The sequence below is a fragment of the Pseudomonas lactucae genome, assembly GCF_036688725.1.
Taxonomy (GTDB): domain Bacteria; phylum Pseudomonadota; class Gammaproteobacteria; order Pseudomonadales; family Pseudomonadaceae; genus Aquipseudomonas; species Aquipseudomonas lactucae.
In genome coordinates, this window is the sequence record NZ_JAQQPT010000028.1 from 1 (window position 1) to 25,393 (window position 25,393).

The window sequence follows — 25,393 nt, forward strand, 5'->3', positions numbered from 1 at the left end:
TCGGCATGGGATGGGTTTGCGGCGGCGGTGGCGGCGGATGCGTGTATTGAAGCGCAGGGCAGTGAGCAGATCGTCAAAGTCGGCCTGCCGCCACGCCCGCACTTATACGGCTGAGTAATATTTCACTGACGGCATTCGGTCAATGTGGGAGGAGGCTAACCAGCTCCCACTTCGGATCGGGTTCCTGTTTCAGAAATAGGAGTACCTGAACATGCGCATCGCACTAGACCCCTACATGTACCGCCATCTGCCCCTTGGCCAGATGGTCGACAAAGCTGCCGAGCTTGGCTACCAGTATATCGAGCTGTCGCCCCGTGAAGACTTCTTGCCGTTCTACAAAGCCGCCCGCGTCGATCGCGGGCGCATCAAGGAGTTTCGCAAAGCTTTGAGTGATGCAGGCGTGCAACTGTCCTCGCTGTTGCCCATGTACCATTGGGCCGCCGCCGACGAAGGCTTGCGCGTGGCTGCGGTGCGTAACTGGAAACGTGCGATCCAGATCGCCGTGGAAATGGATTGTGAGCTGGTCAACACCGAATTCACCGGGCAGTCGGACAACCCCCTGGTCTGCGAAAACCAGTTCATGCGTTCCATGGACGAGCTGATACCGGAGTTCGAGCGCGAAGGCGTCAAGCTGGATATCCAGGCGCATCCGTACGATTTTTGCGAACGCAACAATGAGTCGGTGGACATCATTCGTGGCCTTGATCGCGATTGGATCAACTATCTATACGCCGCACCACACACCTTCTTTTACGACGACGGAAAAGGCGATATCGCCTCGATGCTCAAGTATGCCGGCTCCAAGCTGAGCCACTTGATCATTGCCGATACCTACAATCACCGCGCGTCGTCTAACTTGCGTTACATCGTCAATCCGCCAGGCGTGACGGCGACCGTGCATCAGCACCTGGACATCGGCCAGGGCGAAGTGAACTGGGACGCGTTTTTTGGCACGCTGCGCGAGATCGAGTTCGATGGTATCGCCACCGTCTCGGTGTTCGCCTGGGAAGACCGCCCGGATGAATCCAACCGGATGATGCTGGAGCGGGTAACCCGTGAACTGTGTCGATAAAGGAGCTGACCCCATGATGCGTATTGGACTCGTGGGCTACGGTCACGGCGGCCGCTTCTTTCACGCACCGTTGATTGCAACGCTGCCCGGTGCAATCTTTGTCGGTGTAGTGACCCGCTCGCCCGAGCGGCGCCAACAGTTGGCCACCGATCACCCAGGCCTGAAGGCTTATGACAGCATTGGCCAGATCGTCAAAGCTGGCGTGGATGTCCTGGTGGTTTCCACCACGCTCAAGGGCCGCCCGGCCCTGGTGCTGGAAGCCATTGAACACTGCGTTGACGTAGTCAGCGACAAGCCCTTCGCCGCCAACGCCGAGCAGGCCCAGGCGCTGATTACCGCCGCCGAACGCCAGGGCGTGTTGCTCAGCGTTTACCAGAACCGGCGCTGGGACTCCGATTACCTGACCCTGCGAAAACTCATCGACGCCGGCGCTCTTGGCCAGATCAGCCGCTTCGAATCCCGCGTGGAGCGCTACAGCCCACATGCGGTGGGCAATGCCAGCGGCGGCGGTTGGCTGCGCGACCTGGGCAGCCACTTGGTGGACCAGGCGCTGCAACTGTTCGGCCCGGTGGAGCAGGTGTTTGCGCAATTGCATTACACCGCTGAACACCCCAGCGTCGACCACGGTTTCTTCGTCTCCCTGACCCACGCCAACGGCGTGATTTCCCACCTGTGGGGCAACGCCCTGCAAAACTGCCAGGCGCCGCGGTTCCGCGTGAGTGGCAGTTTGGGCTGTTACACCGTTGACGGCCTGGACGGTCAGGAAGAAGCGCTGATGGCCGGCAAATCACCAAAAACCGAAGGCGAGCACTGGGGCGCCGAGGAACATCGGCGCTGGGGCTGGTTCGAACAAGGCCCGGAGCGCGAACGGGTACCGTCGGAGAAAGGTTGCTGGACGCAGTTCTATCGCCAGTTGCAAGCGGCTGTGCAAGGGCAGGGGCCGTTACCGGTGGATGCCCGTGATGCGCTGGAAACCACCCGTGTACTGGACGCCGCGCGTCTCAGCGCGGAGCGCCGGCAGGTCATCGACATGGCGGCGCTGTAGGAGATTTCCAAAAAAAATAGAACAAAATTCTAAAAGATGTTGATATGGAAATTTTTTTCCAATAAAGTCTTTTCCAGGTTGCAGAAAGTACGTTCGGACGCGATTCGGGCGACTCAACAAAAACAAGATCAAAAACAACCAGGTACCGTCAGATGAAAATCTTCAACGCTGTACTGCGCGTTTTACGCCCTGCCCACACGCCACGCGGTCTGCCCCGCGCCCGGCCGTTCTATTTCTCCTTCCTCAACGTGCTGTGCGTCGAAAACCAAGGCGCGCTGGTGTGCTGCATTCCGGGAGCACCGGTGGTTCGGCTGCCGTCATCTTCTCTCTGAGCTCATATCTGATAAACGCTACGTCCAAAAAACCAACAAGAAAGTGGAGACAGACCGTTCATGAAGACCCCGATCCGTTTTACCGCGCTGGCCCTGTCGTTGATGCTGGGCAGCGGTGTCGCGTGCGCCGCCGACCTTAAAGTGGGCGTGAGCATGTCCGCCTTCGATGACACCTTCCTGACCTACCTGCGTGAAGACATGGACAAGCAGGCCAAGTCCTATCCCAAGGGTGACGGCGTGCAATTGCAGTTCGAAGACGCGCGCGCCGACGTGGTCAAGCAACTGAGCCAGGTCGAGAACTTTATCAGCCAGAAGGTCGATGCGATCATCGTCAACCCGGTTGATACCGCGTCGACCAAAAACATCATCAACGCCGCCAGCAAGGCCGGCATCCCGCTGGTGTTCGTCAACCGTCGTCCCGACCAGAAAGACTTGCCCAAGGGCGTGGTAGCGGTGACTTCCGATGACCTCGAAGCGGGCAGGATGCAAATGCAGTACATCGCCGAAAAGATGGGTGGCAAGGGCAAAATCGTGATTTTGCTGGGTGACCTGGCCAACAATGCCACCACCAATCGGACCAAAGGCGTGAAAGAGGTTCTGGCTAAATACCCCGACATCAAGATCGAGCAGGAACAGACCGGTACCTGGCTGCGTGACCGCGGCATGACCCTGGTCAACGACTGGCTGACCCAGGGCCGCGAGTTCAACGCCGTGCTCGCCAACAACGATGAAATGGCGATCGGTGCATCCATGGCCCTCAAGTCCGCAGGTACCAAGCCGGGCAGCGTATTGATCGCGGGAGTTGATGGCACGCCGGATGGTTTGAATGCGATCACCCGGGGTGACATGGCCGCCTCGGCGTTCCAGGACGCCAAAGGGCAAGCGGTCGGTTCGGTGGAAGCGGCGCGCAAGATGGCGAAGAACGAGCCGGTCGAGCAGAACGTGATCATCCCGTACCAATTGATCACCCCGGACAACGTCAAAAACTTCAAATAGCCCCGACACAAAAAACAATAAGCCGGCAGGGCGGTCACGGCCGCCCTGCAGAAGGAGAACCTCCCTATGCTCGCTCAAGCGACGTCTTCCCAGCCTCCCGGTACGCTGTCCCCTGAGCTGGAAGAACCCTACCTGTTGGAAATCGTCAACGTCAGCAAAGGCTTTCCCGGCGTCGTTGCCTTGGCGGACGTGCAATTGCGCGTACGCCCAGGCTCGGTCCTGGCGCTGATGGGCGAGAACGGTGCCGGCAAGTCCACCCTGATGAAAATCATCGCCGGTATCTACCAGCCCGACGCCGGCCAGATTCGTCTGCGCGGCAATCCGATCCGCTTTGACACGCCGCTGGACGCCCAAAAGGCCGGCATTGCGATGATTCACCAGGAACTCAACCTGATGCCGCACATGAGCATCGCCGAGAACATCTGGATCGGCCGCGAGCAGCTCAACGGCTTGCACATGGTCAACCACCGCGAAATGCACCGCTGCACCGCCGAGTTGCTGGCGCGCCTGCGCATCAACCTGGACCCCGAGGAACAGGTGGGCAACCTGAGCATCGCCGAACGGCAGATGGTCGAGATTGCCAAGGCCGTGTCCTACGATTCCGACATCCTGATCATGGATGAACCGACGTCGGCGATTACCGAGAAAGAAGTGGCCCACCTGTTTTCGATCATTGCCGACCTCAAGTCCCAGGGCAAAGGCATCGTCTACATCACTCATAAAATGAACGAAGTGTTTGCCATCGCCGATGAAGTGGCGGTGTTTCGCGACGGCCAGTACATCGGCCTGCAGCGTGCCGACAGCATGAACAGCGACAGCCTGATTTCGATGATGGTGGGGCGTGAGCTGAGCCAGCTGTTCCCGGTGCGCGAAACGCCGATCGGCGATTTGCTGCTGTCGGTGCGTGACCTGCGCCTGGACGGTATGTTCAAGGACGTGTCGTTCGACCTGCACGCCGGGGAAATCCTCGGCATCGCCGGCTTGATGGGCTCGGGCCGCACCAATGTGGCGGAAACCCTTTTCGGCATCACCCCAAGCAGCGGCGGGCAGATCACCCTCGATGGCGAACCGGTGCGCATCACGGACCCGCACATGGCCATCGAGAAGGGCTTTGCGCTGTTGACCGAGGACCGCAAGCTCAGTGGCCTGTTCCCGTGCCTGTCGGTGCTGGAAAACATGGAGATGGCCGTGCTGCCGCACTATTCGGGCAATGGTTTTATCCAGCAAAAAGCCCTGCGCGCGCTGTGCGAAGACATGTGCAAGAAATTGCGGGTGAAAACCCCGTCTCTTGAGCAGTGCATCGACACCTTGTCCGGCGGGAACCAGCAAAAGGCCTTGCTCGCGCGCTGGCTGATGACCAACCCACGCCTGCTGATCCTGGATGAGCCGACCCGCGGCATCGACGTTGGCGCCAAGGCTGAGATCTACCGCTTGATTTCCTTCCTTGCCAGCGAAGGCATGGCGGTGATCATGATTTCCTCGGAGCTGCCCGAAGTGCTGGGCATGAGCGACCGGGTGATGGTGATGCACGAAGGCGAACTGATGGGCACCCTGGACCGCAGTGAAACGACCCAGGAAAAAGTCATGCAGTTGGCTTCCGGAATGACGGCAGTCCACTGACCACAGAATAAGAAGGTGATTGGCTATGAACGCAATAACAGACAACAAGCCTGCCACGGCCCCGGCCAAGCAACGGCGTCGCTTGCCCACCGAGCTGAGTATCTTCCTGGTGCTGATCGGCATCGGCCTGGTGTTTGAGCTGTTCGGCTGGATCGTGCGTGACCAGAGCTTCCTGATGAACTCCCAGCGCCTGGTGCTGATGATCCTGCAAGTGTCGATCATTGGCCTGCTGGCCATTGGTGTGACCCAGGTCATTATCACCACCGGCATCGACTTGTCCTCGGGCTCGGTACTCGCGCTGTCGGCGATGATCGCTGCCAGCCTGGCGCAAACCTCTGACTTTTCCCGGGCGGTGTTTCCGAGCCTGACCGACCTGCCGGTGTGGATCCCGGTGGCGATGGGCCTTGGCGTGGGGCTGCTGGCGGGGGCGATCAATGGCAGCATCATCGCTGTCACGGGCATCCCGCCGTTCATTGCCACCCTGGGCATGATGGTGTCGGCCCGTGGCCTGGCGCGTTACTACACCGAAGGCCAGCCGGTGAGCATGCTCTCGGACTCCTACACGGCCATCGGCCATGGCGCGATGCCGGTGATCATCTTCCTGGTGGTGGCGGTGATCTTCCATATCGCCCTGCGCTACACCAAGTACGGCAAGTACACCTACGCCATCGGCGGCAACATGCAGGCAGCGCGCACCTCGGGCATCAACGTCAAGCGCCACCTGATCATCGTCTACAGCATCGCCGGTTTGCTCGCAGGCCTGGCGGGCGTGGTGGCTTCGGCGCGTGCCGCCACCGGCCAGGCCGGCATGGGCATGTCCTACGAGTTGGATGCGATTGCCGCCGCGGTGATCGGCGGCACCAGCCTGGCGGGCGGGGTAGGGCGCATCACCGGCACCGTGATCGGCGCGCTGATCCTGGGGGTGATGGCCAGCGGGTTCACCTTTGTCGGGGTGGACGCGTATATCCAGGACATCATCAAGGGCTTGATCATCGTAGTGGCAGTGGTGATCGACCAATACCGCAACAAGCGCAAGCTCAAGCGATGATCATAGTTAGTAAAACAGGTTGTTATAGTTTCATTTGCCAAAAACCTAGCTAGGGTTGCTAAAATTGTTGTGCTGACCCCAAGTACCGGTAATGTGACATTATCGAAAATATGTTATTGCTAGCTGAAGGGGCACGCCGGATCAAGACCGGCTTCGATACGCTCCTGAAAAGCTGCGAGGCGATGGTTCAATTGTCTTATTCCATGCAATTTTTGCGATATCTATTTTCCTATAACGACGAGTCCCCAAAAGCAGCGACCACTGCCCACAATTAGCAGTGTAGTCCGGACTATTTTTAGTCCGGGGGGGGGGGGGGCGGAGCACTGGGAGTAGTTGATTTTTCAGTGACCTGCTTGAATTTCGATCAAATGCGGCACAATCCAGCGTGCTGATCATCATTTTCTCCCGTTCTTCTTCAAGCTTGCAGTGCCTCTCGGTCTATGCATAGGGGATGGATATGCGCGTAACCGCAGGGGATGGGCCACTTCTTTAAAGGCGGGTAGTTTTTTCTGCGACCTGAGTGACGGTTCGAATCTCGAACTATTTGGGGCAGCACTGGTTCTGCGGTTTCAATAATAGGCGAGCGACGACATAGGGCGCCAACACCCTTACCACCACCTTTCGTATAGCGAACTGACAGCAATATTTATGCACTTGTAATATTCAGATAGTAGAGTTGGATTGTCTCCGCCAGATCCGCTGCCTGGCTCATGGAGAAAGCGCCCCCGCTTTGGTGGGTTGCTCCTCACCCTCATCGTACCTATCTGAAGTTGTATGCTGTGGGAATGACAGCCTATGAATAGAGTGTTCCGTGAATTTTTGCCGGCCTCCACGCTGCGGTTGCTGCCTAACCGCTGGAACTTAGTCGCCCTGCCGCTGGTGATCGGCTTTCTACTATTGTTCTCTATTACCGCTCGGGAAACCTGGGCCCCCATCACCACATTGGAAAGTGACGTCATCTCTCTGGACCCGGCCAACCTGCCGGAGTATGCGATGCGCACTACCCTGCGCATGCTGGCGGCGATGGTTGCTGCGCTGATTTTCACCTTGTTGTACGGCACTCTGGCCGCCAAAAGCCGACGCGCCGAAAAATTGTTGGTGTCAGTGCTTGATATTGTGCAATCGGGGTCAGATCATCCATAAATGGATACGCGTGCATGCGCAGAAAAACCTGACACTTCAAACCGCCTTCATCCCGGTCAAGACATCGCCGCCGGTGCCGATGCATCAGGCCCTTCCTGCCACGATCCGAATCGAAGTGCCGCATTCAAAAGGCGTAGTTGTGGTGAGCCGGCAGAAAATGCAGCGGGGTGTTCTGCTTTCCTGCGAGGCCTGCTGCGATGATCCGCATCGACTCCATCTGGCTCGCCACCGAGCCCATGGACATGCGCGCCGGCACTGAAACTGCGCTGGCGCGGGTCGTGGCGGTGTTCGGTGCGGCGAAGCCGCACTGTGCTTATCTGTTTGCCAACCGTCGTGCCAATCGCATGAAAGTGCTGGTGCATGATGGCTTGGGGATTTGGCTTGCAGCACGGCGCTTGAATCAAGGGCGCTTCTTTTGGCCGGGCGTGCGGCACGGCTCTGAAGTCGAGTTGGATGCAGAGCAACTTCAAGCCTTGGTGCTCGGTTTACCTTGGCAACGCGTCGGTTCCGGAGGAGCCATCACGGTGCTCTAACTTGTCTGCCATGGCGCGCTTGCCAGCGCAATTGGCCCATCCGTCTATCGCCGCCACTAGCCCTCTCTGGCAAAATCGGTGGCATGACTTCGCATCCGAATCTCGATCAATTAAACCCTGAAGAACTGCGCGCCTTGGCGGCGCAGTTGATCCAGCGCGTCGAGACGATGGACAAGCAAATCACTCATCACAAGTCGGTCAACGAGAAACTGGCCCACGAGATCGCACTGCTCAAACGCTTCAAGTTTGCCAAGCGCAGCGAGCAGTTGAGCCCGAATCAAGCCAGCCTGCTCGACGGCTTGATCGATACGGATATCGCCGCTATCGAAGCCGAACTTGAGGCGCTGCAACCGGCACCTGTCGAAGCCAAAGTGCGCCAGCAACCCAAGCGCGCACCGCTGCCACCGCAGTTTCCTCGCACGCTGATCCATCACGAACCAGACAGCAGCCACTGCCAGTGCGGTTGCGCCCTCAAGCGCATCGGCGAGGATGTCAGCGAGAAGCTCGACTACACGCCGGGCGTGTTCACCGTGGAGCGTCACATCCGTGGCAAGTGGGTCTGCGATCAGTGCGAAACCCTGATCCAGGCACCGGCTCCGGCGCAGGTCATCGACAAGGGCATCCCGACCGCCGGCCTGCTGGCCCACATCATGGTGGCCAAGTTCGCCGACCATCTGCCGCTGTATCGCCAAGAGAAAATCTTCGGCCGCGCCGGGCTGCCCATCGCCCGTTCGACCTTGGCGCAGTGGGTGGGCAACTGCGGCGTGCAATTACAGCCGCTGGTTGATGCGTTGCGCGAAGCCGTGCTGACGCATGGCGTCGTCCACGCTGACGAAACGCCGGTACAAATGCTGACGCCTGGCGCGAAGAAAACTCATCGCGCTTACGTCTGGGCCTATGCCACCAGTCAGTTCTCCAACCTGACGACGGTCGTTTACGACTTCAGCCCGAGCCGCGCTGGCGAACATGCCCGAGCCTTCTTGGGCAGTTGGAACGGCAAGCTGGTCTGCGATGACTTTGACGGCTACAAGGCAGGCTTTGAACTGGGCGTTACGGAGATCGGCTGCATGGCCCATGCCCGCCGGAAGCTCTTCGACTTGCACGCGACCAACAAGAGCCAGGTCGCCGAAAAAGCGCTGCACTACATCGCGGCCTTGTACGAAGTTGAGCGAGAAGTCCGAGAGCTGGAGCCGGGTGATCGGCAGCGAATACGGCAGGAAAAAGCAGCGCCAATCGCCGACGCACTTCATACCTGGATGATCGCCCAAAGATAGCTTGTGCCTGAGGGTTCGGCCATCGCCAAGGCGCTGGATTACAGCCTCAAACGCTGGATAGCGCTGACGCGCTATCTCGATGACGGTGCTGTGCCCATCGATAATAACTGGTGCCAGAATCAAATCCGGCCGTGGGCTCTTGGGCGCTCGAACTGGCTGTTCGCGGGCTCGTTACGCAGCGGTAAACGTGCGGCGGCGATCATGAGTTTGATCCAGACGGCACGGCTCAACGGGCATGATCCGTATGCTTACTTGAAGGATGTTCTTACACGCCTGCCGACGCAGCGTGCGAGTGAGATTACCGCGCTGTTGCCGCACAGGTGGGCGCCCGTTTAATCACACAAGGTGTGTTGGGCGGACGCTTACCGAAATAGAACTCAATTTCATCAAATAAAGGCTACGAGCAAGCATCGACCCGGTAATAGTTGATAGAGTTTGCAATAAAGAAAAAATGACTATGGCACTGAATCCCGCAGTCAGGTGAGCACTAGTGCGACTAAAAAGCCTTTGCCCTCGGCCTGAGTATTTCTCGCCGACTGTCTTCCGAGTATTGAAATCAAGCACGTCAGATTTTATGTGTTTGCTAGTTTTCTATCTGTTGTTTTGTCTGGTCAACAATGGGAGCTTTGGGACAACTGCACCATCTTAGAACTAAGTAGATCATGCCCATGCTTCGCTGCTTTGAGATCCTGACCTAGTGCTGCAGTGGCAAAGAAACTATATATTTAAAAGCTAAAATTTTTCAGGCTGATTGGCTCGGTCTCAGTGTAACGACGTCCATGCAGAGTGTTCTGTTAAAATAGTACGAAGTCTCGCTGCCACCTTCAGCAGCGTAAAAGCCTGGCGTCCAATATCGTCAGCGAAATTATTATTTTTTGCAGTAGTAAGTGTGTTTGCAGTCTCAAGTAAATTTATGATTTCGGCGTTCAGTGCCTGTACCGACTTGAATACTTGGTGATTAACGGAGTGGCCCATAGTCATTTGTCCGTAAATGTTAACTTGTTGATATAGTTTCTGAGAAATGCTCAATAGTGTTTTAGCTCGATCCTGAAAGCTGAATGTGACCCTTTCCTGTTGCCTTAGGCCAGCGCGGTAACCGTGAAATGGTTAAGAGGCTGTCTATTATTCACTGGTATAGCTGAACTGCGTTATTTTCAACTGGTCGCGTTCCTTTGCTTCCGGAAGGATCTCGGCCATTTGCTTGATTTGGACTATATGTGCATCGATTAGACGCAACATTAGCTCACGCACAACTTGGCCAAATCGCTCTTCTTCCTGAAGTGGCAGAGGGAAAAGGCGTCTGATTGCTGAGTTCTTAGGCCATCCGGAACACAAACGAGTTTCGAAATGATGGATCGTGTTGACGTTGGCTGAGGAGACAGTGACTGTCAGATCGTCATATGGGGGCTTGGTGGTATCATTTTTACCTGAATAAGCCCCTTTACGAGTGGCCACCGCTTCAATCTTAATGAGTAGTCCATCACCATCAGGCTTGGCTGTGATGCGGGTCTGTTTTTTCATTTTCGTTCCTCTAGAACAACCGGCTATTCCGGTCTGCTTCTAATGACTTCGCCCAGTGTCCGATACCAGTGACATTTTTTGCTGCTCGTCACCGTCTGTTAGGATGATTTTCGTTCTGTTTTCAGACTTTTGGTGGCTGTCCCACCCCAACCAACATTCGCTGTGCTTCCAGAAGTGCTCGGCGTATTGGTGGTATCACTGTCGATGCCACTCGCAGCAGCGGCATATCCCTCGTCGTAGGGACGCTGATCGGACATCATCCAGGAATGGATTAACCAGCCGTCCACCTTCGCTTTCGTCAACTCGAGAGGTAGCTTAATCATTTGTGTCTCCGTGAAACTTCGGAGACTCATTAGACCATTACACCCTTCTTTACGGCGCTGCATGATTGGACGTAAACCCAGCATAAAAACAAGGATGATTATTGAAGCGAAAAACATTGCAGTTCGTGGAGCTAAATTGAGGTTTCTGAGGCGCATATGTCATTCCTGATTGACATGTCGAACAGGCTATCGACCCAAAGTTAGAAACTTTTAGCACGTCGTCGAAAAGCGATGTGGCTGGTAGAAGGCTGTCACAATCTGATGTGCATACTCAATCACCATTGAGCATTGTTGAATGACCAATTTAGCAGCGCCAAGGCCGATGTTCTTGCATCAGGCTTGGATGGTAACGAGGTGCAGTCGGCGAGATGGGCATCAGGTCGGTCGCAGTCAGAAGTAGCTTGTGCCTTCAATAGGCTGGGATGCAGTACGAGATCATCGTGACGATCAACGGCCCCCCAGGCCCGTTCGATCGCATTCAGGGTATCCCCGACTATATTGGAGCGGCTGGGTCACCAGCGAGCTGAGGATGGTGTGCCGCGATTGATTCTGCTGGCATGTATTTCGATAGCGTGACGGTGCTTGAATGAGAAGGAAATTAAGGAGTCCCTGCAGCGCCAGTTGTCCCGGAAAGATTGGCCTGTGTCATCGATCCTGAACATCAGACATTCAATCCGGCTGAAACGGCGACGCGCTGAGCAAGACACCCGTTTCGTCGACGTACTGCTGCCAGTGGCCGATCAACCTGGCGAGCTTGTCCGGATGACTCAAGGCCAGGTCGTGGATTTCTCCAGGGTCCTGGCCCAGGTCATACAGCTGCCAGGTCGCCGGGCCCACCGGGCCGGGGATGTACACGGCTTTCCACTGGCCCTGGCGAATCGCGCGGCGGCCAAACAGTTCCCAGCCGGTTACGGTGTCGTCGTCGTGCACCTGGGCGGTCTCGCCGGAGAGGAAGCCCAGCCACGACTTGCCCCGCAGCGGCGCCACCGGCTTGCCACGCCATTGTTTGCCCGGATGACGCACGCCGGCCAGGTCGAGGATGGTCGGCGTGATGTCCATCACCGTGCCGAACCCATGGCTGATACGACCTTTGAGCGACAACTGCGGATAGTGCACCAGCGCCGGCACGCGAATCCCGCCCTCGGTGGTGAACGCCTTGAACAATCGCGACGGCGCCGTCGCCACCTGCGCCCATGACGGACCATACCAGACGTAGGAGTTGGCGCGGCCGATATTGTCGAGGCTGTTGTCGTAATGCTGGTTGAGGTAGGTGAGCAACTGCGGCCCGAACTTGGGGAACGCCTCCAGCAGCGCACCTTCGGCGCCGTTGTCGGACATGAACACAATGAACGTATTGTCCAACTGCCCCTGCTGGCGCAGGTAATCCACCACTCGGCCGATGTTCCAGTCCATGCGCTCGACCATCGCCGCATACACCTCCATGGCCCGCGCCGACACCTGGCGCTGTTCGTCGCTCAAGGCGGCCCACTGGGTGTTCAGCTCGATCAACGGATGGGGCTCGACGTCGGCGTCGATCAGCCCCAATGCCTTGAGTTTTTCCAGGCGTTCCAGGCGCAGCACTTCGGGGCCGGCGTCGTAGCGGCCACGGTACTTTTCGACGATGTCCGCAGGCGCCTGCAACGGCCAGTGCGGGGCGGAAAACGGCAGGTAGGCGAAGAATGGTCGGGCCTGGTCGCGCTCCTTGAGGTAGTGCAGCAGCTTGTCGCCGAAGGCATCGGAGGAATAGAAATCCTTGGGCAGTTGCTCGACGAACCGGTCGTCTTCGATGTACAGCGCCGGGGTGGACTTGAGCAGGCCCGGGGTGTCGTCGTTATAGGTCGGCTCGAAGCCGTAGTGGTTGGCCGCCCCCGGCAACAGCGAGAACGAGCGCTCGAAACCGCGGGCGTGGGGCGCCAGTTCGGCGGTCAGGCCCAGGTGCCACTTGCCGCTCATCAATGTCTGGTAACCGGCCTCGCGCAACAGCTCCGGCAGTGCCACCACCTTGTCATTCAAGTAGCCCTCGTAGCCGGGCTTGCCGATCAGCTCCGGCGTCAGCGCCTCGGCCATGGTGCCGATACCGGCGATATGGTGGTCGGTGCCGGTGAGCAGCATCGAGCGGGTAGGCGAGCACGTCGGGGCGGTGTGGAAGTCGGTCAGGCGCAGGCCGTTCAGGGCGAGTGCGTCCAGGTGCGGCGTGGAAATTTCCCCGCCAAACGCACCGAGGTCCGAGAAGCCCATGTCATCGGCCAGGATCACGAGAAAATTGGGACGTTGCGGCATCAAGGCACTCCTTTTTTCAGCAGGCAATAAAGGCCAATGGCAGATCGCGGATCTGTTCGCGCACCGGCGGCTGGTAGTGGCCATCGTTGGTCAATTCATGCAGCAGTTCTTCACGCAGTTGATGGAATTCAAAACTGCTGCGCTGACGTGGATGTGGCGGGGCGACGTCCACCACCTGCTTGATCCGCCCCGGCCGAGGCTCCATCACCACCACGCGGTCGGCGAGGAAAATCGCTTCCTCCACATCGTGGGTCACCAATACCGTGGTGATTTTGGCGCGGGCGCGGATCGCCAGGAGTTCGTCCTGCATCTGCTGGCGAGTCAGGGCGTCGAGGGCGCCGAAGGGTTCGTCCAGCAGCAGGATGCGCGGGCTGGCCACCAGGCCGCGGGCAATCGCCACCCGTTGCGCCATGCCGCCGGACAGCTGGTGTGGATAGGCGCGGGTGAAATCGGTGAGGCCGACCAGCTCGATAAAATCGCTGATGCGCCGATTGCGCTCAGCGTCGCTCAGTGGCTCGTTGACCAGGCCCAGGCCGATGTTTTCCGCCACGGTGAGCCAGGGGAACAGACGATGCTCCTGGAACACGATGCCGCGCTCGCCGCCTATGCCGCTCACGGCTTTACCGTCGACGCGGATCTCGCCGCGAAACTGCGTATCCAGCCCCACCAGCAAACGCAGCAGGGTGGATTTGCCGCAGCCGCTGGAGCCGACAATCGCAACGAATTCGCCTTCGGCAATCTCCAGGTTGAATTCGCGGATGGCTTCCAGCTCGAAGCCGTCGACGTCGAAGGTCTTGCCCACATGGTTGAAGCTGACGATAGGTGCGTTCATGCGTGTCTCCAGCGGGTGGCGCGGGTTTCGATGCGCTGGCCGATCAGGTTGAGGGCCGCGCCGGTAAGGCCGACCAGGAGCATGCCGCTCATGATCAGGTCCATGCGCAGCAGTTGTTGGGCGCCGATCATCAGGCTGCCGATACCGCCGTTGGACGGCATGAAATATTCCGCACCGATGGTGCCCAGCCAGGCGTAGATCAGGCTCAGGCGCAGGCCGGCGAAAATCCCGGCTGCGGCGCCTGGCAGTACCAGGCGTCGCAGCCGTTGGAACAGGTTCAGGCGCAACACCTGCGCCGCTTCGTTGAGCTGTGGCGACAGATTCAGCACGCTGCGTTGAGTGGCGATAAACAACGGGAAGAAGGCGGCGAGGGCGATAAACACCCACTTGGCCAACTCACCCAGGCCAAACCAGGCAGTGAGCAATGGCACCCAGGCGAAAATCGCGATCTGGCGCAAGGCGCTCAGGGTCGGCCCGAGTACCCGCTCACTGCGCCGTGACAGTCCGAGCCACAGGCCCATGGCAAAGCCAACGCCGCCACCGAGCAGCAAGCCGCCCAGGCTTCGCCCCAGGCTGGTGCCCAGTGCACCGCTGAGGTTGCCATCCACGACCCCGGCGACGGTGGTGTGCAGCACCACCCATGGGCTGACCAGAATGTTCGGGTCGACCCAGCCTTGTTGCGTCGCGACCTGCCACAGCGCCAGCAACAGCAGGGGCAGCACCCACGGTTGCAGGCGCTGCCAGCCTTGATAGCGCGGCCCGCGACGAATCTGCGCCGTGGCAGGATGGGGCCAGTGCACCCATTTGCGGTCCAGCCAGCCAATGCCACGGTCCATCACCACGCCGAATACGCCGATGACCACGATGCACACGAAGACAATATCGAGCATGAACAGCTGGCGCGCCCACACCATCAGGTAGCCGATGCCTTCGCTGGAGGCCAGCAACTCCACCGCCAGCAGCGAGGTCCAGCCGGCCGCCAGGGCCAGGCGCACGCCGGCCATAAAGGCGGGCAGCGCGGCAGGCAGGATCAGGCGCCGGATCAACAGGTGCGTGGGCAGGCGCAGCACGCGGGCGGCTTCACGCAACTGGGGTTGGGCGTCGCGCACGCCCACCAGGGTATGCAGGGTGACGGGCACCACGATCGCCTTCACCAGCACCACCAGTTTCAGGGTTTCGCCAATGCCGAAGAACACCATGAACAGCGGAATCCAGGCCAGGGTCGGTACCTGCGACAACGCGCTGAACGTCGGAAACACCAGGCGCTCGGCGCGCGCGCTGAAACCCAGCATCGCCCCCAGCAGCGCCCCGGCGCCAATGCCCGCCAGCAACCCCCAGGACAGGCGTTGCAGGCTGATCGCCAGGTGGCTCCACAGCTCGCCGCCGGCCAGTTCCACGGCGCTGCTCCACACCAGGGACGGTGGCGGCAGGATCTGCTCGCTCATCCAGTGATTGCGGCTGGCCAGCCACCACAGCGCAAACAGCGTCACCGGCAGCAACCATGGCAACAGCCGTTCACAGCGCAGCGGCCAACGTGGCGTGGCGCCGGGAGCCGCGAGCGGGAGGCTCAAAAGTGAGATTCGGGCCATGGAGGACCTCCGTTGTCGCCAGGGGCGTTATGTGATTTCGATCTTATAAAAACGTAATCAAGATGATTGAGGGATAAGAAAAACCATTTAAAGCCTCGCCCCGGCACGCATCCAATGCATTCGAAGAATATTTTCGATGCTATTCATGCATAGCCCTCTGGAGCCTGCGTTTCCCTTCGTATAGTCCTAAAAGCTATTAAATTGTGAATTTATAGTATTTAAAGTTTTGACCAGGTTGTGCCTACTTTCTGCTCCCCAGGCGACCCTCGCCCACAAGGAGCTGCGCTTATGAAACTGCCGTTCAAACGTCTGATCACCCTGGTCGCAGGCACCGCCCTGGCGGGCCTGGTACAGGCTGCCGACCTCAAGGAAATCCGCATCGCCGTGCCCGACCTCAGCGCAGGCAGCCAGCACAGCGGCGGGGGCATAACGGACGTGCTGCGCGAGCAGCAGATCTTCGAAAAAGCCTTCGCCGACCAAGGCATCAAGATCCAGTGGAATTACTTCAAGGGCGCCGGCCCTGTGATCAACGAAGCCTTCGCCAACGGGCAGGTGGACCTGGCGTACCTGGGCGACCTGGCGGCGATCATCGGCCGCTCCAATGGCCTGGAGACGCGCCTGCTCAGTGCCACCGCGCGGGACATCAAGCAGTACCTCGGCGTGGTGCCGGGTTCTGGCATCAAGACCTTGCAGGACCTCAAGGGCAAGCGCGTCGCGGTGTTCCGTGGCACGGCCAGCCAGTTGTCGTTCGACAGTGCATTGGCCAGCCAGGGCTTGAGTGAGAAGGACCTCAAAGTCATCAGCCTGGACTACAACGCCGCCAATGCCGCGCTGGCCGCCAAGCAGATCGACGCCACCTGGGGCGGTTCGAACCTGACGGCATTGCAAGCCAAGGGGCTGGCTGAAATACCGCTGACCACCAAGGACCTCGGTGGCGCCGGCAGCATCCAGGCGGTGCTGGTGGGCAGCAAACAGTTTGTCGACGAGCACCCCGACGCCGTCGCCAAGCTGCTCAAGGCCCAGCAGCAGGCGGTGCACTGGTTGACCGATGACAACAACAAGCAAGCCTACATTGCGCTGGTGTCCGGGCTGGCCAGTTACCCGCCGGTGATTCTCACCAATGACTTGAAAGACCAGACCCTCAGCGAGATTTTCCCGTCGACCCTGGACCCGGTGTTCCTGGCTAAATTGCAGGGTTCGGTGGACCTGGCTTCCAAGGAGAAGCTGATTCGCAAGTCGTTCCAAGTGAGTGACTGGGTGGCGCCGAATCTGGCGTCGTCGGGGCTTTGAGTCGGGTGGTGCCTGGGCTATCGCCATCGGGGGCTTGCCCCCGATGAGGCCCTTCAAACCGCCACACTCCCTTCCTGCCTGTCCACCTCCATCAGCGTCTCGATCATCGCTTTTGCCGCCGGCGACAACCGCGAACCGGTGCGGCTGACAATCCCGCAGCGGGCGCTCATGGTCTCTATGTTCTGCGGCAGGTTGCGCCAGTGCAGCAGCTTCAACGTGCCTTGGGCGATGTCTTCGGCGAACGCCTCCTCGGTGCCGACGCCGATGGCGTTGGACTGCAGCACGATCTTCACCAGCGCCGGGAAATGTTCGGTCTGGATGCTCGGGGAAAAATCCATGCGCCCGCTCAGGTTCGCCAACAGTTTGCGAATGCCCTGTGAGATCAGCGGCGCCGCCAGCGGGTAGTCGAACATGTCGTTGGTCGACAGGCTGTCCTTGGCCAGCAACGGGTGCCCCGGTCGGCAAAAAAATACCCCGCGCTTGGGGGTCAGTGCGCGGGTCTGGAAATTCGGGTCGGCTTCGAATTGGCGGATGTCGGCGATAAAGAACTCAATCTCTTCACGGCTCAGGGCACGGCTGAGTTTTTCCCAGTTATCCACCTGGAAACTGGTGCGGATTTTCGGGTGGGCGCTGATAAAGCGCGCCACCGCATCCGGTACCAGTTTCACCGCCGGGGCCGGGCCGCAGCCGAAGCGTAGGTCGCCAGCGTCGAGCTTGGTCATGCGCGTGACTTCGCTGCTCAGTAACGCCGCGCCATGCACCAGGGTCAGGGCGTGTTGCAGCACTACCTGGCCTTCCGGCGTGGGGCGCAGGTCCTTGTGACCACGGTCGACCAGCACGCAGCCGAACTCCTGTTCCAACCCCTGGATGCTGCGGCTGAACGCCGGTTGGGTGATGCCCATGGCATCCGCCGCACGCACGAAACTGCGGTGTTCGTTGAGGGCGATGAAGTACCGCAGTTGGCGAAGATCCATATACTTTCCCTGCATATTAAAAATAGGTCGAAGGCATTTGCGACCACGGGAGCGGAGGTTTTAAATGCAAGTTCTTATTCCGTCAACGAAGTACTCGTTCATTTGCTAGACCTAAATTGCATATGGATAGAGCGTTGTCGGAAAGCGTCCCCATCAGCAGGCAAAAGAGGGTCATCACCATGAGCAACGCCGCATTAGCTGTTCAACCCGTCGCCCAGGCGCTGGATATTCACCCGGTCGCCGGCCGCATCGGCGCCGAGATCCGCGGCATCACACTGTCCGGCGATCTGGATGCCGCCACGGTCGAAGCCATCCAGCAGGCGCTGGTGCAGTACAAGGTGATCTTCTTCCGTGAGCAGACTCACCTCGATGACCAGAGCCAGGAAGCCTTTGCCCATTTGCTCGGCGAGCCGATTGCCCACCCGACGGTGCCGGTGCGCGACGGCACGCGCTTCCTCATGGAGCTGGACGGTACCCGTGGCCAGCGCGCCAATTCCTGGCACACCGACGTGACCTTCGTCGATGCCTACCCGAAAGCCTCGGTCCTGCGTTCGGTGCTGGCGCCTAAATCCGGTGGCGACACGGTCTGGGCCAACACCTCGAGCGCCTACAACGACCTCAGCGTCGAACTGCGCGCCCTGGCGGATAACTTGTGGGCGGTGCACAGCAACGAATACGACTACGCCGCGCTCAAGCCGGATGTGTCGGTAGAGCGGCTTGAGGCATACCGCAAGGTGTTCACCTCGACGGTGTACGAGACCGAGCACCCGGTGGTGCGCGTGCATCCGGTCAGTGGCGAGAAAACCCTGTTGCTGGGGCACTTCGTCAAGCGCCTGAAAGGTTATTCCCAGGCGGACTCGACCCAGCTGTTCAACCTGCTGCAAAGCCATGTCACCCGCCTGGAAAATACCGTGCGCTGGCGCTGGAGCACTGGCGACGTGGCGATCTGGGACAACCGCGCGACCCAGCATTACGCCGTGGACGACTACGGCACCCAGGAACGCATCGTGCGCCGGGTGACGCTCAAGGGTGATGTGCCGGTGGGCGTGCACGGGCAGCGCAGTCAGACCACCAAAGGTCTCTGAGCTGACAACGCTTCAAATGTGGGAGGGGGCAAGCCCCTCCCACATTCGATGTGTGGTTTACCAGACGCCGATTTGCACCACTTTCTCCGCCTCCGGCTCACCATACCGAAACCGTTGGCCACGCAGATCAATCTCTGCGTGGCTGATAGTGGTGCGCCGCTTCAGCCCGCGCAGCCATTCGAACAGGTACCCCACATGGGTTTCGCGCACCTCGGCATAGGCCGGGTCGTTGCCCAGGTCGTGCAGTTCCTGCGGGTCGTTTTCCAGGTCGAACAGCTGTGGGCGAAACCCGTCGTACGCCAGGTATTTCCAGCGTTCGCTGCGCACCATGGTCATGCGGCAACGGTCGATGGGTTGCGCCAGGCGTTCGCGGGCCGGGGCCTGGAAGGCGTAGTCGTACTCGGCGATGGCGTAACGGCGCCAGCGCGTTGCCTGGCCGTGCAGCAGCGGGATCAGTGAGCGACCTTCTAGGCGATGCTCGGCTGCGGGCAGGTCCAAGGCCTCGAGGAAGGTCGGCAGCGCATCGATGGTTTCCACCAGGCGCGCGTCCACCGTGCCACGGCTGGCATCGGCAGCGGCGCGTGGGTCACGCACGATCAGCGGAATGCCCACGGCAGGTTCCAGCAAAAACTCTTTTTCGCCGAGGTAGTGATCGCCGAGGAAGTCGCCGTGGTCGCTGGTGAACACGATCAGGGTGTCGTCCCAACGGCCGTTGCCTTGCAGAAAATCGAACAGTCGCCCCAGTTGGTCGTCGACCTGTTTGATCAAGCCCATGTAGGTGGGAATTACCGTGAGCCGTACCTCGTCACGGGAAAAGTTCAGGCTCTCCTGGTGCTGGCGGAACGCCTGGTACACCGGGTGATCGCTGGTTTCCCCTGGCTGGATCGGTGCCTGGATATGCTCGGCGCCATACAGCGCGTGATACGGCGCCGGTGCGATGTAGGGCCAGTGTGGCTTGATATACGACAGGTGCAGGCACCACGGTTGTTCGGCCTGCTCACGGATAAAGTCGATCGCACGGTCGGTGGTGTAGACGGTTTCCGAGTGTTCCTCGGCCACGCGCGCGGGCAGGCCTGCATTGCGCATGTGCCAACCGCTGAGGACTTCGCCGTTTTCACCTGCGGCCGCATTCGCCCATTCGTGCCACGGATTGGTACCGCTGTAGCCCTGCTCGCGCAGGTAATGGGTGTAGGGCGCGGACTCGCGTTTTTCATCGAACACCGGGCTGTCGGGGTAAATGCCGTCGTGACGCAGGTACGCCTCGAAGCCGACCTCGTTCAACGGCTCGGCCTGCTCGCTGTCAGGGTCGATATTCAGGCGTTGCAAGGCTTCCACATTGGGCGTGGCGTGGGTCTTGCCGACCAGCGCCGTGCGGATGCCGTGGGGGCGCAGGTAGTCGCCGATGGTCAGTTCTTCCAGGGGCAACGGCACCGCGTTCCACGCCACCTGATGGCTGCTGACGTAGCGCCCGGTATAGGCCGACATGCGCGAGGGCCCGCAGATGGTGCCTTGGGTATAGGCGCGGCTGAAGCGCACACCGGCGGCGGCCAGGCGATCGATGTTCGGTGTGTGCAAGTGGGCGTGGCCGTAGCACGACAGGTAATCGCGGCGCAGTTGGTCGCACATGATGTACAGCACGTTGCGCACGGGTTGGGGGTGGGACATGGGGCTTCACCAGACGGAGGACAGGTGAGGTTTTTCGCCGTTCGGGTGGGGGGCTGGCAAGTGCATTTGGGGACTGGGTTTGATGCAGTGAATGCATGGCCTAAACGGCGACGTTCTCCAGCGCACACACATCCTCATCCAACTCATCGATCTGCTTGATCTGCTCGATCATCGCTTCCGCCAGCGGCGACAAGCGATACCCCGCACGGCTGACGATGCCGTAGCGGGTGTAACGCTCCTCCAGATCCTCAGCCAGGCCCTCGATCTTCAAGCACACCAGTTCGCCCCGGGCCATGTGCAGCACATCGCTGTTGGCGCTGACGATGCCGATGGCGTCGGAGCGCAGCACTACGCCCATCAGGCTATAGCCGTTCTCGCATTCGACATTGGGCAGGTAATCGGGCCGGCCGCTGAGGTCGACGATGACCTTGCGCAGGTTGGGCGGGCGGATGGTCACGGCCAGCGGGTAACTCATCAGCTCGGCGGCGCTCACGCTGTCGCGCAGGGCCAGCGGGTGGCCGGCGCGGCAGCAGAAATACCAGCGGCGCGGGCGCAGGCGGTGGGTGTGATAGTCCGGGTTGGCTTCGAAGTGGCGAGTGTCGGCGACGAAAAACTCGAACTCTTCACTGAGCAGGCGTTTGCTCAGGCTCTGCCAGTCGTCCATCTGGTACTGCACCCGTGCCTTGGGGTAGCGCCCGATAAAACTGCCGATGGCGCGGGGGATCAAGCCGCCGGCCGGTGCCGGGCCGCAACCGAAGCGCAACTCCCCCGCCTCCAGGCCATTGAACTGGCTGATCTCGTTGGCCAATTGCTGCGCACCGCTGACCAGGCGCCGGGCGTGCTCCAGCAATACCTGGCCTTGTTTGGTCGGTGCAAGGTCTTTACGGCCACGGTCAATCAGCTGGCAACCGGCGCTGTGTTCCAGGGCTTGGATACTGCGACTGAACGCCGACTGCGACAGGTTCACCGTCAATGCGGCTGCGACAAAACTGCGTTGTTCGGCAAGGGCGATGAAGTGACGAAGCTGGCGCAGATCGATATGCATTTTTCACATCAAAAATATCCGGGAAATGCATTGGCTATGCATTAGGTCGACTCCTTATAAAGGCTATCTCTTATGCAGTAAATGTTCGTTAAAACATAAATAAATAACCTAAAGGAATATCTCTCGATGGATATTTTCAGGTTCCGGAGCCGCTTATGAGTCTGTTGAAGTCCGCTGTCCCTTCTTCTCCCTGGCGGCTCAAGCGCTTGCCGCTGGCGCTGTTGCTGGCCGGTAGTGCCAGCTGGACGCCCAGCCACGCGGCCGACGCAAACACGCCTGCGCCCGAAGGCGAGAGCGCCAATGGCCAACTGGAAACCGTCACGGTGACCGCTCGACGCCGCACCGAGAGTGCCCAGGAAGTGCCGACGCCCATGAGCGTGATCGGCGGGCAGGCGCTGGAGAGCCAGCGGGTGTACCGGATTCAGGATTTGCAGCAACTGGTGCCCAGCGTCAACGTCGCCTACATGCATGCGCGTCAGTCCAGCGTGTCGATTCGCGGCCTCGGCAACAACCCGGCGAGTGACGGCCTTGAGGGCAGCGTGGGGCTGTATATCGACAACGTTTACCTCGGGCGGCCGGGCATGGCGGTGTTCGACCTGATGGACATCGAACAGCTTGAGGTCTTGCGCGGCCCGCAAGGGACCTTGTTCGGCAAAAACACCACCGCCGGGGTGATCAACATCAGCACGCGCGCGCCGAGTTTTACCCCGGAGCGCAGCATTGAAACCTCGTTGGGCGAGGACGGCTACTTCCAGACCAAGGGCACGATTTCCGGCCCGCTCACCGATGACCTGGCGGGGCGTTTCTCGGCGTATCGCACCCGCAGCGACGGCGATATCAAGAACGAATACAACGGCCATGACCTCAACGGTGGCTCGCGCCAGGGTTTTCGCGGGCAACTGCTCTACAAGCCCAGCGAAACCTTCAACCTGCGCTGGATCGGCGATTACAACGAAGAGGATTCCAGCGCTGGCACCCGTGTGCTGTACAGCACCGGGCCGACCATCAACGGCACCAACCTCTACCAGTCGCGGGCCAACGCGGCAGGCGCGACCCTGGTCGATGGCACCCACCGCAAGGTCAACCTCGACAGCGACCAGAAGGTCACGGTGTTCCAGGGCGGCACGTCGCTGGAAGCCAACTGGACGTTGCCGAGTGACTTCACCCTGACCTCGGTCAGTTCGTATCGTTTCTGGAATTTCACCCCGCGTAACGACGACGGCCTTAACGTGCCAGCGTCGTATAACGGCGGGGTGTCGGTGGAAGACAAACAGTGGTCCCAGGAATTCCGGCTGGCTTCGCCTACCGGCGGTTTCTTCGATTACGTGCTGGGCGCCTACTACTTCGGTAATTCGCTGGATAACAAATCCTTCAGCTATTACGGGCCGCAGGCCGACATCTGGAACGGCACGCCAGCCGGCGCACTGGCCAACGTCAGCAGCGTCGGCAACGGGCACATTCGCACCGACAGTTTTGCACTGTTTGCCCAGGGCACCTGGCACCTGACCGAGCGCCTGGATTTCACCGCTGGCCTGCGTGGCACCTATGAAGAAAAAAGTGCCTGGGTCACGCGTAACACTCCCCTCGGCGGTGCGGCGGTCACCGGTGCTGCCGCTACGGCTCGACGTGGCCGCGCGGGGGCATACGATTCCGGTGATCTCACGCAATACAGCACCAGCCCCTCGGGTTTGCTGAACCTGAGCTACCACTTCAACGAAAACCTGCTGGGCTACGCGACCTTGTCCCATGGCGAGAAGTCCGGCGGGGTCAACCTGGCGGTAGGCTCAGCACCGACGGCCGGTGCCGACTCATTGCTGATAGGCACCGAGCGCGCCAACAACGCCGAACTGGGTTTCAAAAGCACACTGTGGGACCGGCGGCTGCAGCTCAATGCCAACCTGTTCTGGACCCAGGTCAACGGTTACCAGACCAATGCCTATGACCAGAACAACCGTGTGCAGTACCTGACCAACGCCGGTTCGGTGCGCTCGCGGGGCGTCGAGGTGGAAAGCACCCTGGTGCCGATCAAGGGCCTGACGCTGAACATCAACGGCTCGTTCAACGATGTGAGCTACCTGTCTTACAAGGATGCGCCGTGCCCGCCGGAAGTCAGTCTGCGCCCCGGTGCGCCGGCCTCCTGCGACCTGAGTGGGCATCAAGTGGTGGGGGCGTCGAAATGGATCGCCAACGCCAACGGCGAATACAAGTGGAACCTGGATAACGGCTTCGAACCCTATGTCACCGCCAGCTATGCCTTCCGCTCCAAGGCCGTGGGCACGGTGGAGGACTCCGACTATGGACAGATTCCTGCCTACGCCGTGGTCAACCTGTCCACCGGCCTGCGCGGCAACTATGAGCAGGGGCAGTGGGACGTGTCGTTATGGCTGAAAAACGCCTTCGACAAGACCTACTACACCACGCTGTGGACGGGGGGGAACGGCGGCTACGAAGGCCTGCTCGGTACGCCGCGCACGCTAGGGGTGACCGGGCGCTATGACTTCTAGCCCCGTGCGATAGGTGGCCGGGCTGAACACGCGCGTCACCACCAGCATCGCCACCGCCGTGACCGTCAGCACCACCCAGGCGCTGACAAAGTTGCCGGTCAGCCCGCGCAGCCAGCCGGTCAGCCATGGCGACACCGCATTGATCAAGAAGCCCACGCCTTGCACAAAGGCCGCCAGTTGCCCGGCCTGGCGTGGGTCGCGATGGTGGTCGAGGGTCAGCAGCAGGCTCAGGGCGAAACACGCGCCCAGGCCGAAGCCGCACAACGCCACCCAGAGGTGCGGATATTCCTGCGGCGCGACGATCAGGCCGAGGTAACCCACGGTCTGGGCCAGCAGGGCGATGCCCAGCAGCGGCCGACGGTCGATACCGCGCTGCGCCAGCACCGGCATCAACAGCGCGGCGATCACCTGGAAGATGGTCATGAACGCCAGCAGCGAACCGCTGGGCAGCACGCCCCAGCCCAGTTGCTGATAGTAGGCCGGCAGCCACGCCACCAGGCTCATGTAGCCGCAATTGACCAGGCCGAAATACAGCGCCAGCAACCAGGCGCGACGATTGCGCAGGTCCTTGAAGGCCGGCACCACCTGTGGATTTCTGGCCGCGCCCAGGGGCAGCCAGGCCCATAGCAGCAAGGCGCCCAACGCCGGCAGCAGCCACACCCCCAACCCCGCCTGCCATTCCTGGAAATGCGTGGCCACCAGCGGGCTGAGCAGCGCTGCCAGCCCGCCGCCGGCCATCAGCGAGGCCGAATACACACCCATCGCCACCGGCACCCGATGACGGAATTCGCGCTTGATCATCGCCGGCACCAAGGCCTGGATCAGCGCCACACCCGCACCGCCGAGCAACGCCGTGACCAGCAGCGCCGACGCCTGGCCCATCAGCCAGCGTGCCAGGCACGCCAGCAGGATCATCATCAGGCCCAGGGCGATGCCACGCCGTTCGCCGAGGCGGGCTTCGACGCGCACGCCCACCAGCGCCACCAGCCCCATGCACACCACCGGCAGGCTGGTCAGCAGGGCGCTGCTCTGGAAACTCAGGCCGGTGGCCTGGCGAATCTCGCCGAGCAACGGGCTGATGGAGCTGAGGATCGGCCGCAGGTTCAGGCCGAGCACCACCAGCAGGCCCCAGCCGGCGAGGGATTTATTCAGGGTCATGCAACGCTCTTGCAGTCGGCAAATGAGGCGTGAGTATGGCCAGCACCCAAGGTATTCTGAAATT

General features: G+C 60.2%; 19 protein-coding genes and 3 pseudogenes. 13 read left to right on the top strand and 9 right to left on the bottom strand.

Translation table 11 applies throughout. The features are described from left to right. From V6M90_RS26210 to tnpC, 10 genes and pseudogenes are all read left to right on the top strand, one after another. Positions 1–114: pseudogene (locus V6M90_RS26210) on the top strand (inositol 2-dehydrogenase); the annotation flags it as partial. 97 nt (positions 115–211) lie between these two features. Beyond that, the gene (locus V6M90_RS26215; protein ID WP_332847370.1) at positions 212–1,072 is read left to right on the top strand and encodes a sugar phosphate isomerase/epimerase family protein; all 861 of its coding nucleotides are present in this window, start codon (positions 212–214) and stop codon (positions 1,070–1,072) included. Between the two features lie 16 nt (positions 1,073–1,088). Further along, positions 1,089–2,117, top strand: a complete 1,029-nt coding sequence (locus V6M90_RS26220) for a Gfo/Idh/MocA family oxidoreductase (protein ID WP_332847407.1) — start codon at positions 1,089–1,091, stop codon at positions 2,115–2,117. 152 nt (positions 2,118–2,269) lie between these two features. Continuing rightward, complete coding sequence (locus V6M90_RS26225; protein WP_076952495.1) at positions 2,270–2,449, top strand: hypothetical protein; 180 nt, start codon at positions 2,270–2,272, stop codon at positions 2,447–2,449. Between the two features lie 60 nt (positions 2,450–2,509). Continuing rightward, entirely contained in the window at positions 2,510–3,445 is a 936-nt protein-coding gene (locus V6M90_RS26230; protein WP_332847371.1) for a sugar ABC transporter substrate-binding protein, read from the top strand. A gap of 66 nt (positions 3,446–3,511) precedes the next feature. Continuing rightward, a complete protein-coding gene (locus V6M90_RS26235; RefSeq protein ID WP_332847372.1) occupies positions 3,512–5,065 on the top strand; it encodes a sugar ABC transporter ATP-binding protein in 1,554 nt (517 codons plus the stop codon). A gap of 25 nt (positions 5,066–5,090) precedes the next feature. Beyond that, the gene (locus tag V6M90_RS26240; RefSeq protein WP_076952492.1) at positions 5,091–6,113 is read left to right on the top strand and encodes an ABC transporter permease; all 1,023 of its coding nucleotides are present in this window, start codon (positions 5,091–5,093) and stop codon (positions 6,111–6,113) included. 795 nt (positions 6,114–6,908) lie between these two features. Beyond that, a pseudogene (locus V6M90_RS26245) lies at positions 6,909–7,238 on the top strand (sulfonate ABC transporter permease); the annotation flags it as partial. Between the two features lie 215 nt (positions 7,239–7,453). Then, the gene (gene tnpB / locus V6M90_RS26250; RefSeq protein ID WP_017279403.1) at positions 7,454–7,789 is read left to right on the top strand and encodes an IS66 family insertion sequence element accessory protein TnpB; all 336 of its coding nucleotides are present in this window, start codon (positions 7,454–7,456) and stop codon (positions 7,787–7,789) included. An 83-nt stretch (positions 7,790–7,872) separates the two neighbouring features. Continuing rightward, positions 7,873–9,399: pseudogene (gene tnpC, locus V6M90_RS26255) on the top strand (IS66 family transposase). Positions 9,400–10,185: 786 nt separating this feature from the next. Here the strand turns inward: tnpC and V6M90_RS26260 are convergent. The 5 genes from V6M90_RS26260 to V6M90_RS26280 all read right to left on the bottom strand — a co-directional run bounded on the left by V6M90_RS26260 (position 10,186) and on the right by V6M90_RS26280 (position 15,608). Then, complete coding sequence (locus tag V6M90_RS26260; protein WP_332847373.1) at positions 10,186–10,584, bottom strand: hypothetical protein; 399 nt, start codon at positions 10,582–10,584, stop codon at positions 10,186–10,188. Between the two features lie 98 nt (positions 10,585–10,682). Beyond that, positions 10,683–11,063: a hypothetical protein gene (locus V6M90_RS26265; protein WP_332847410.1), complete on the bottom strand. Its 381-nt coding sequence runs from the start codon at positions 11,061–11,063 to the stop codon at positions 10,683–10,685. Positions 11,064–11,576: 513 nt separating this feature from the next. Next, the gene (locus V6M90_RS26270) at positions 11,577–13,187 is read right to left on the bottom strand and encodes an arylsulfatase (protein ID WP_332847374.1); all 1,611 of its coding nucleotides are present in this window, start codon (positions 13,185–13,187) and stop codon (positions 11,577–11,579) included. A 16-nt stretch (positions 13,188–13,203) separates the two neighbouring features. Continuing rightward, positions 13,204–14,019 carry an ABC transporter ATP-binding protein gene (locus V6M90_RS26275; RefSeq protein WP_332847375.1) on the bottom strand — a complete coding sequence of 272 codons (816 nt, stop codon included), beginning with the start codon at positions 14,017–14,019 and terminating at the stop codon, positions 13,204–13,206. After that, positions 14,016–15,608 carry an ABC transporter permease gene (locus V6M90_RS26280; protein WP_027607858.1) on the bottom strand — a complete coding sequence of 531 codons (1,593 nt, stop codon included), beginning with the start codon at positions 15,606–15,608 and terminating at the stop codon, positions 14,016–14,018. The genes V6M90_RS26275 and V6M90_RS26280 overlap by 4 nt, the downstream gene beginning before the upstream one ends. Before the next feature lie 288 nt (positions 15,609–15,896). Between V6M90_RS26280 and V6M90_RS26285 the strand changes: the two genes are divergently transcribed. Beyond that, positions 15,897–16,898 carry an ABC transporter substrate-binding protein gene (locus tag V6M90_RS26285; protein WP_332847376.1) on the top strand — a complete coding sequence of 334 codons (1,002 nt, stop codon included), beginning with the start codon at positions 15,897–15,899 and terminating at the stop codon, positions 16,896–16,898. Between the two features lie 53 nt (positions 16,899–16,951). Here V6M90_RS26285 and V6M90_RS26290 read toward each other — a convergent pair whose 3' ends face one another. Next, complete coding sequence (locus V6M90_RS26290; protein WP_332847377.1) at positions 16,952–17,872, bottom strand: LysR family transcriptional regulator; 921 nt, start codon at positions 17,870–17,872, stop codon at positions 16,952–16,954. A 179-nt stretch (positions 17,873–18,051) separates the two neighbouring features. Here V6M90_RS26290 and V6M90_RS26295 point away from each other — a divergent pair, with 179 nt between their 5' ends. Next, positions 18,052–18,957 carry a TauD/TfdA dioxygenase family protein gene (locus V6M90_RS26295; RefSeq protein WP_053137649.1) on the top strand — a complete coding sequence of 302 codons (906 nt, stop codon included), beginning with the start codon at positions 18,052–18,054 and terminating at the stop codon, positions 18,955–18,957. Between the two features lie 57 nt (positions 18,958–19,014). On the opposite strand, the gene V6M90_RS26300 is transcribed toward V6M90_RS26295, so the two are convergent. Together V6M90_RS26300 and V6M90_RS26305 are read right to left on the bottom strand one after the other, a co-directional pair. Next, positions 19,015–20,622 (bottom strand): alkaline phosphatase family protein, encoded by a 1,608-nt coding sequence (locus V6M90_RS26300; protein ID WP_332847378.1) that lies wholly within the window; start codon positions 20,620–20,622, stop codon positions 19,015–19,017. A 100-nt stretch (positions 20,623–20,722) separates the two neighbouring features. Further along, positions 20,723–21,667, bottom strand: a complete 945-nt coding sequence (locus V6M90_RS26305) for a LysR family transcriptional regulator (RefSeq protein ID WP_332847379.1) — start codon at positions 21,665–21,667, stop codon at positions 20,723–20,725. 155 nt (positions 21,668–21,822) lie between these two features. On the opposite strand from V6M90_RS26305, the gene V6M90_RS26310 reads away from it, so the two are divergent. Next, positions 21,823–24,171, top strand: a complete 2,349-nt coding sequence (locus V6M90_RS26310; RefSeq protein ID WP_332847380.1) for a TonB-dependent receptor — start codon at positions 21,823–21,825, stop codon at positions 24,169–24,171. Here V6M90_RS26310 and V6M90_RS26315 read toward each other — a convergent pair. Beyond that, positions 24,142–25,329, bottom strand: coding sequence for a CynX/NimT family MFS transporter (locus tag V6M90_RS26315; RefSeq protein ID WP_141605251.1), 1,188 nt, complete (start codon positions 25,327–25,329; stop codon positions 24,142–24,144). The two genes, V6M90_RS26310 and V6M90_RS26315, sit on opposite strands and share 30 nt — an antisense overlap. Positions 25,330–25,393 lie beyond the last annotated feature (64 nt).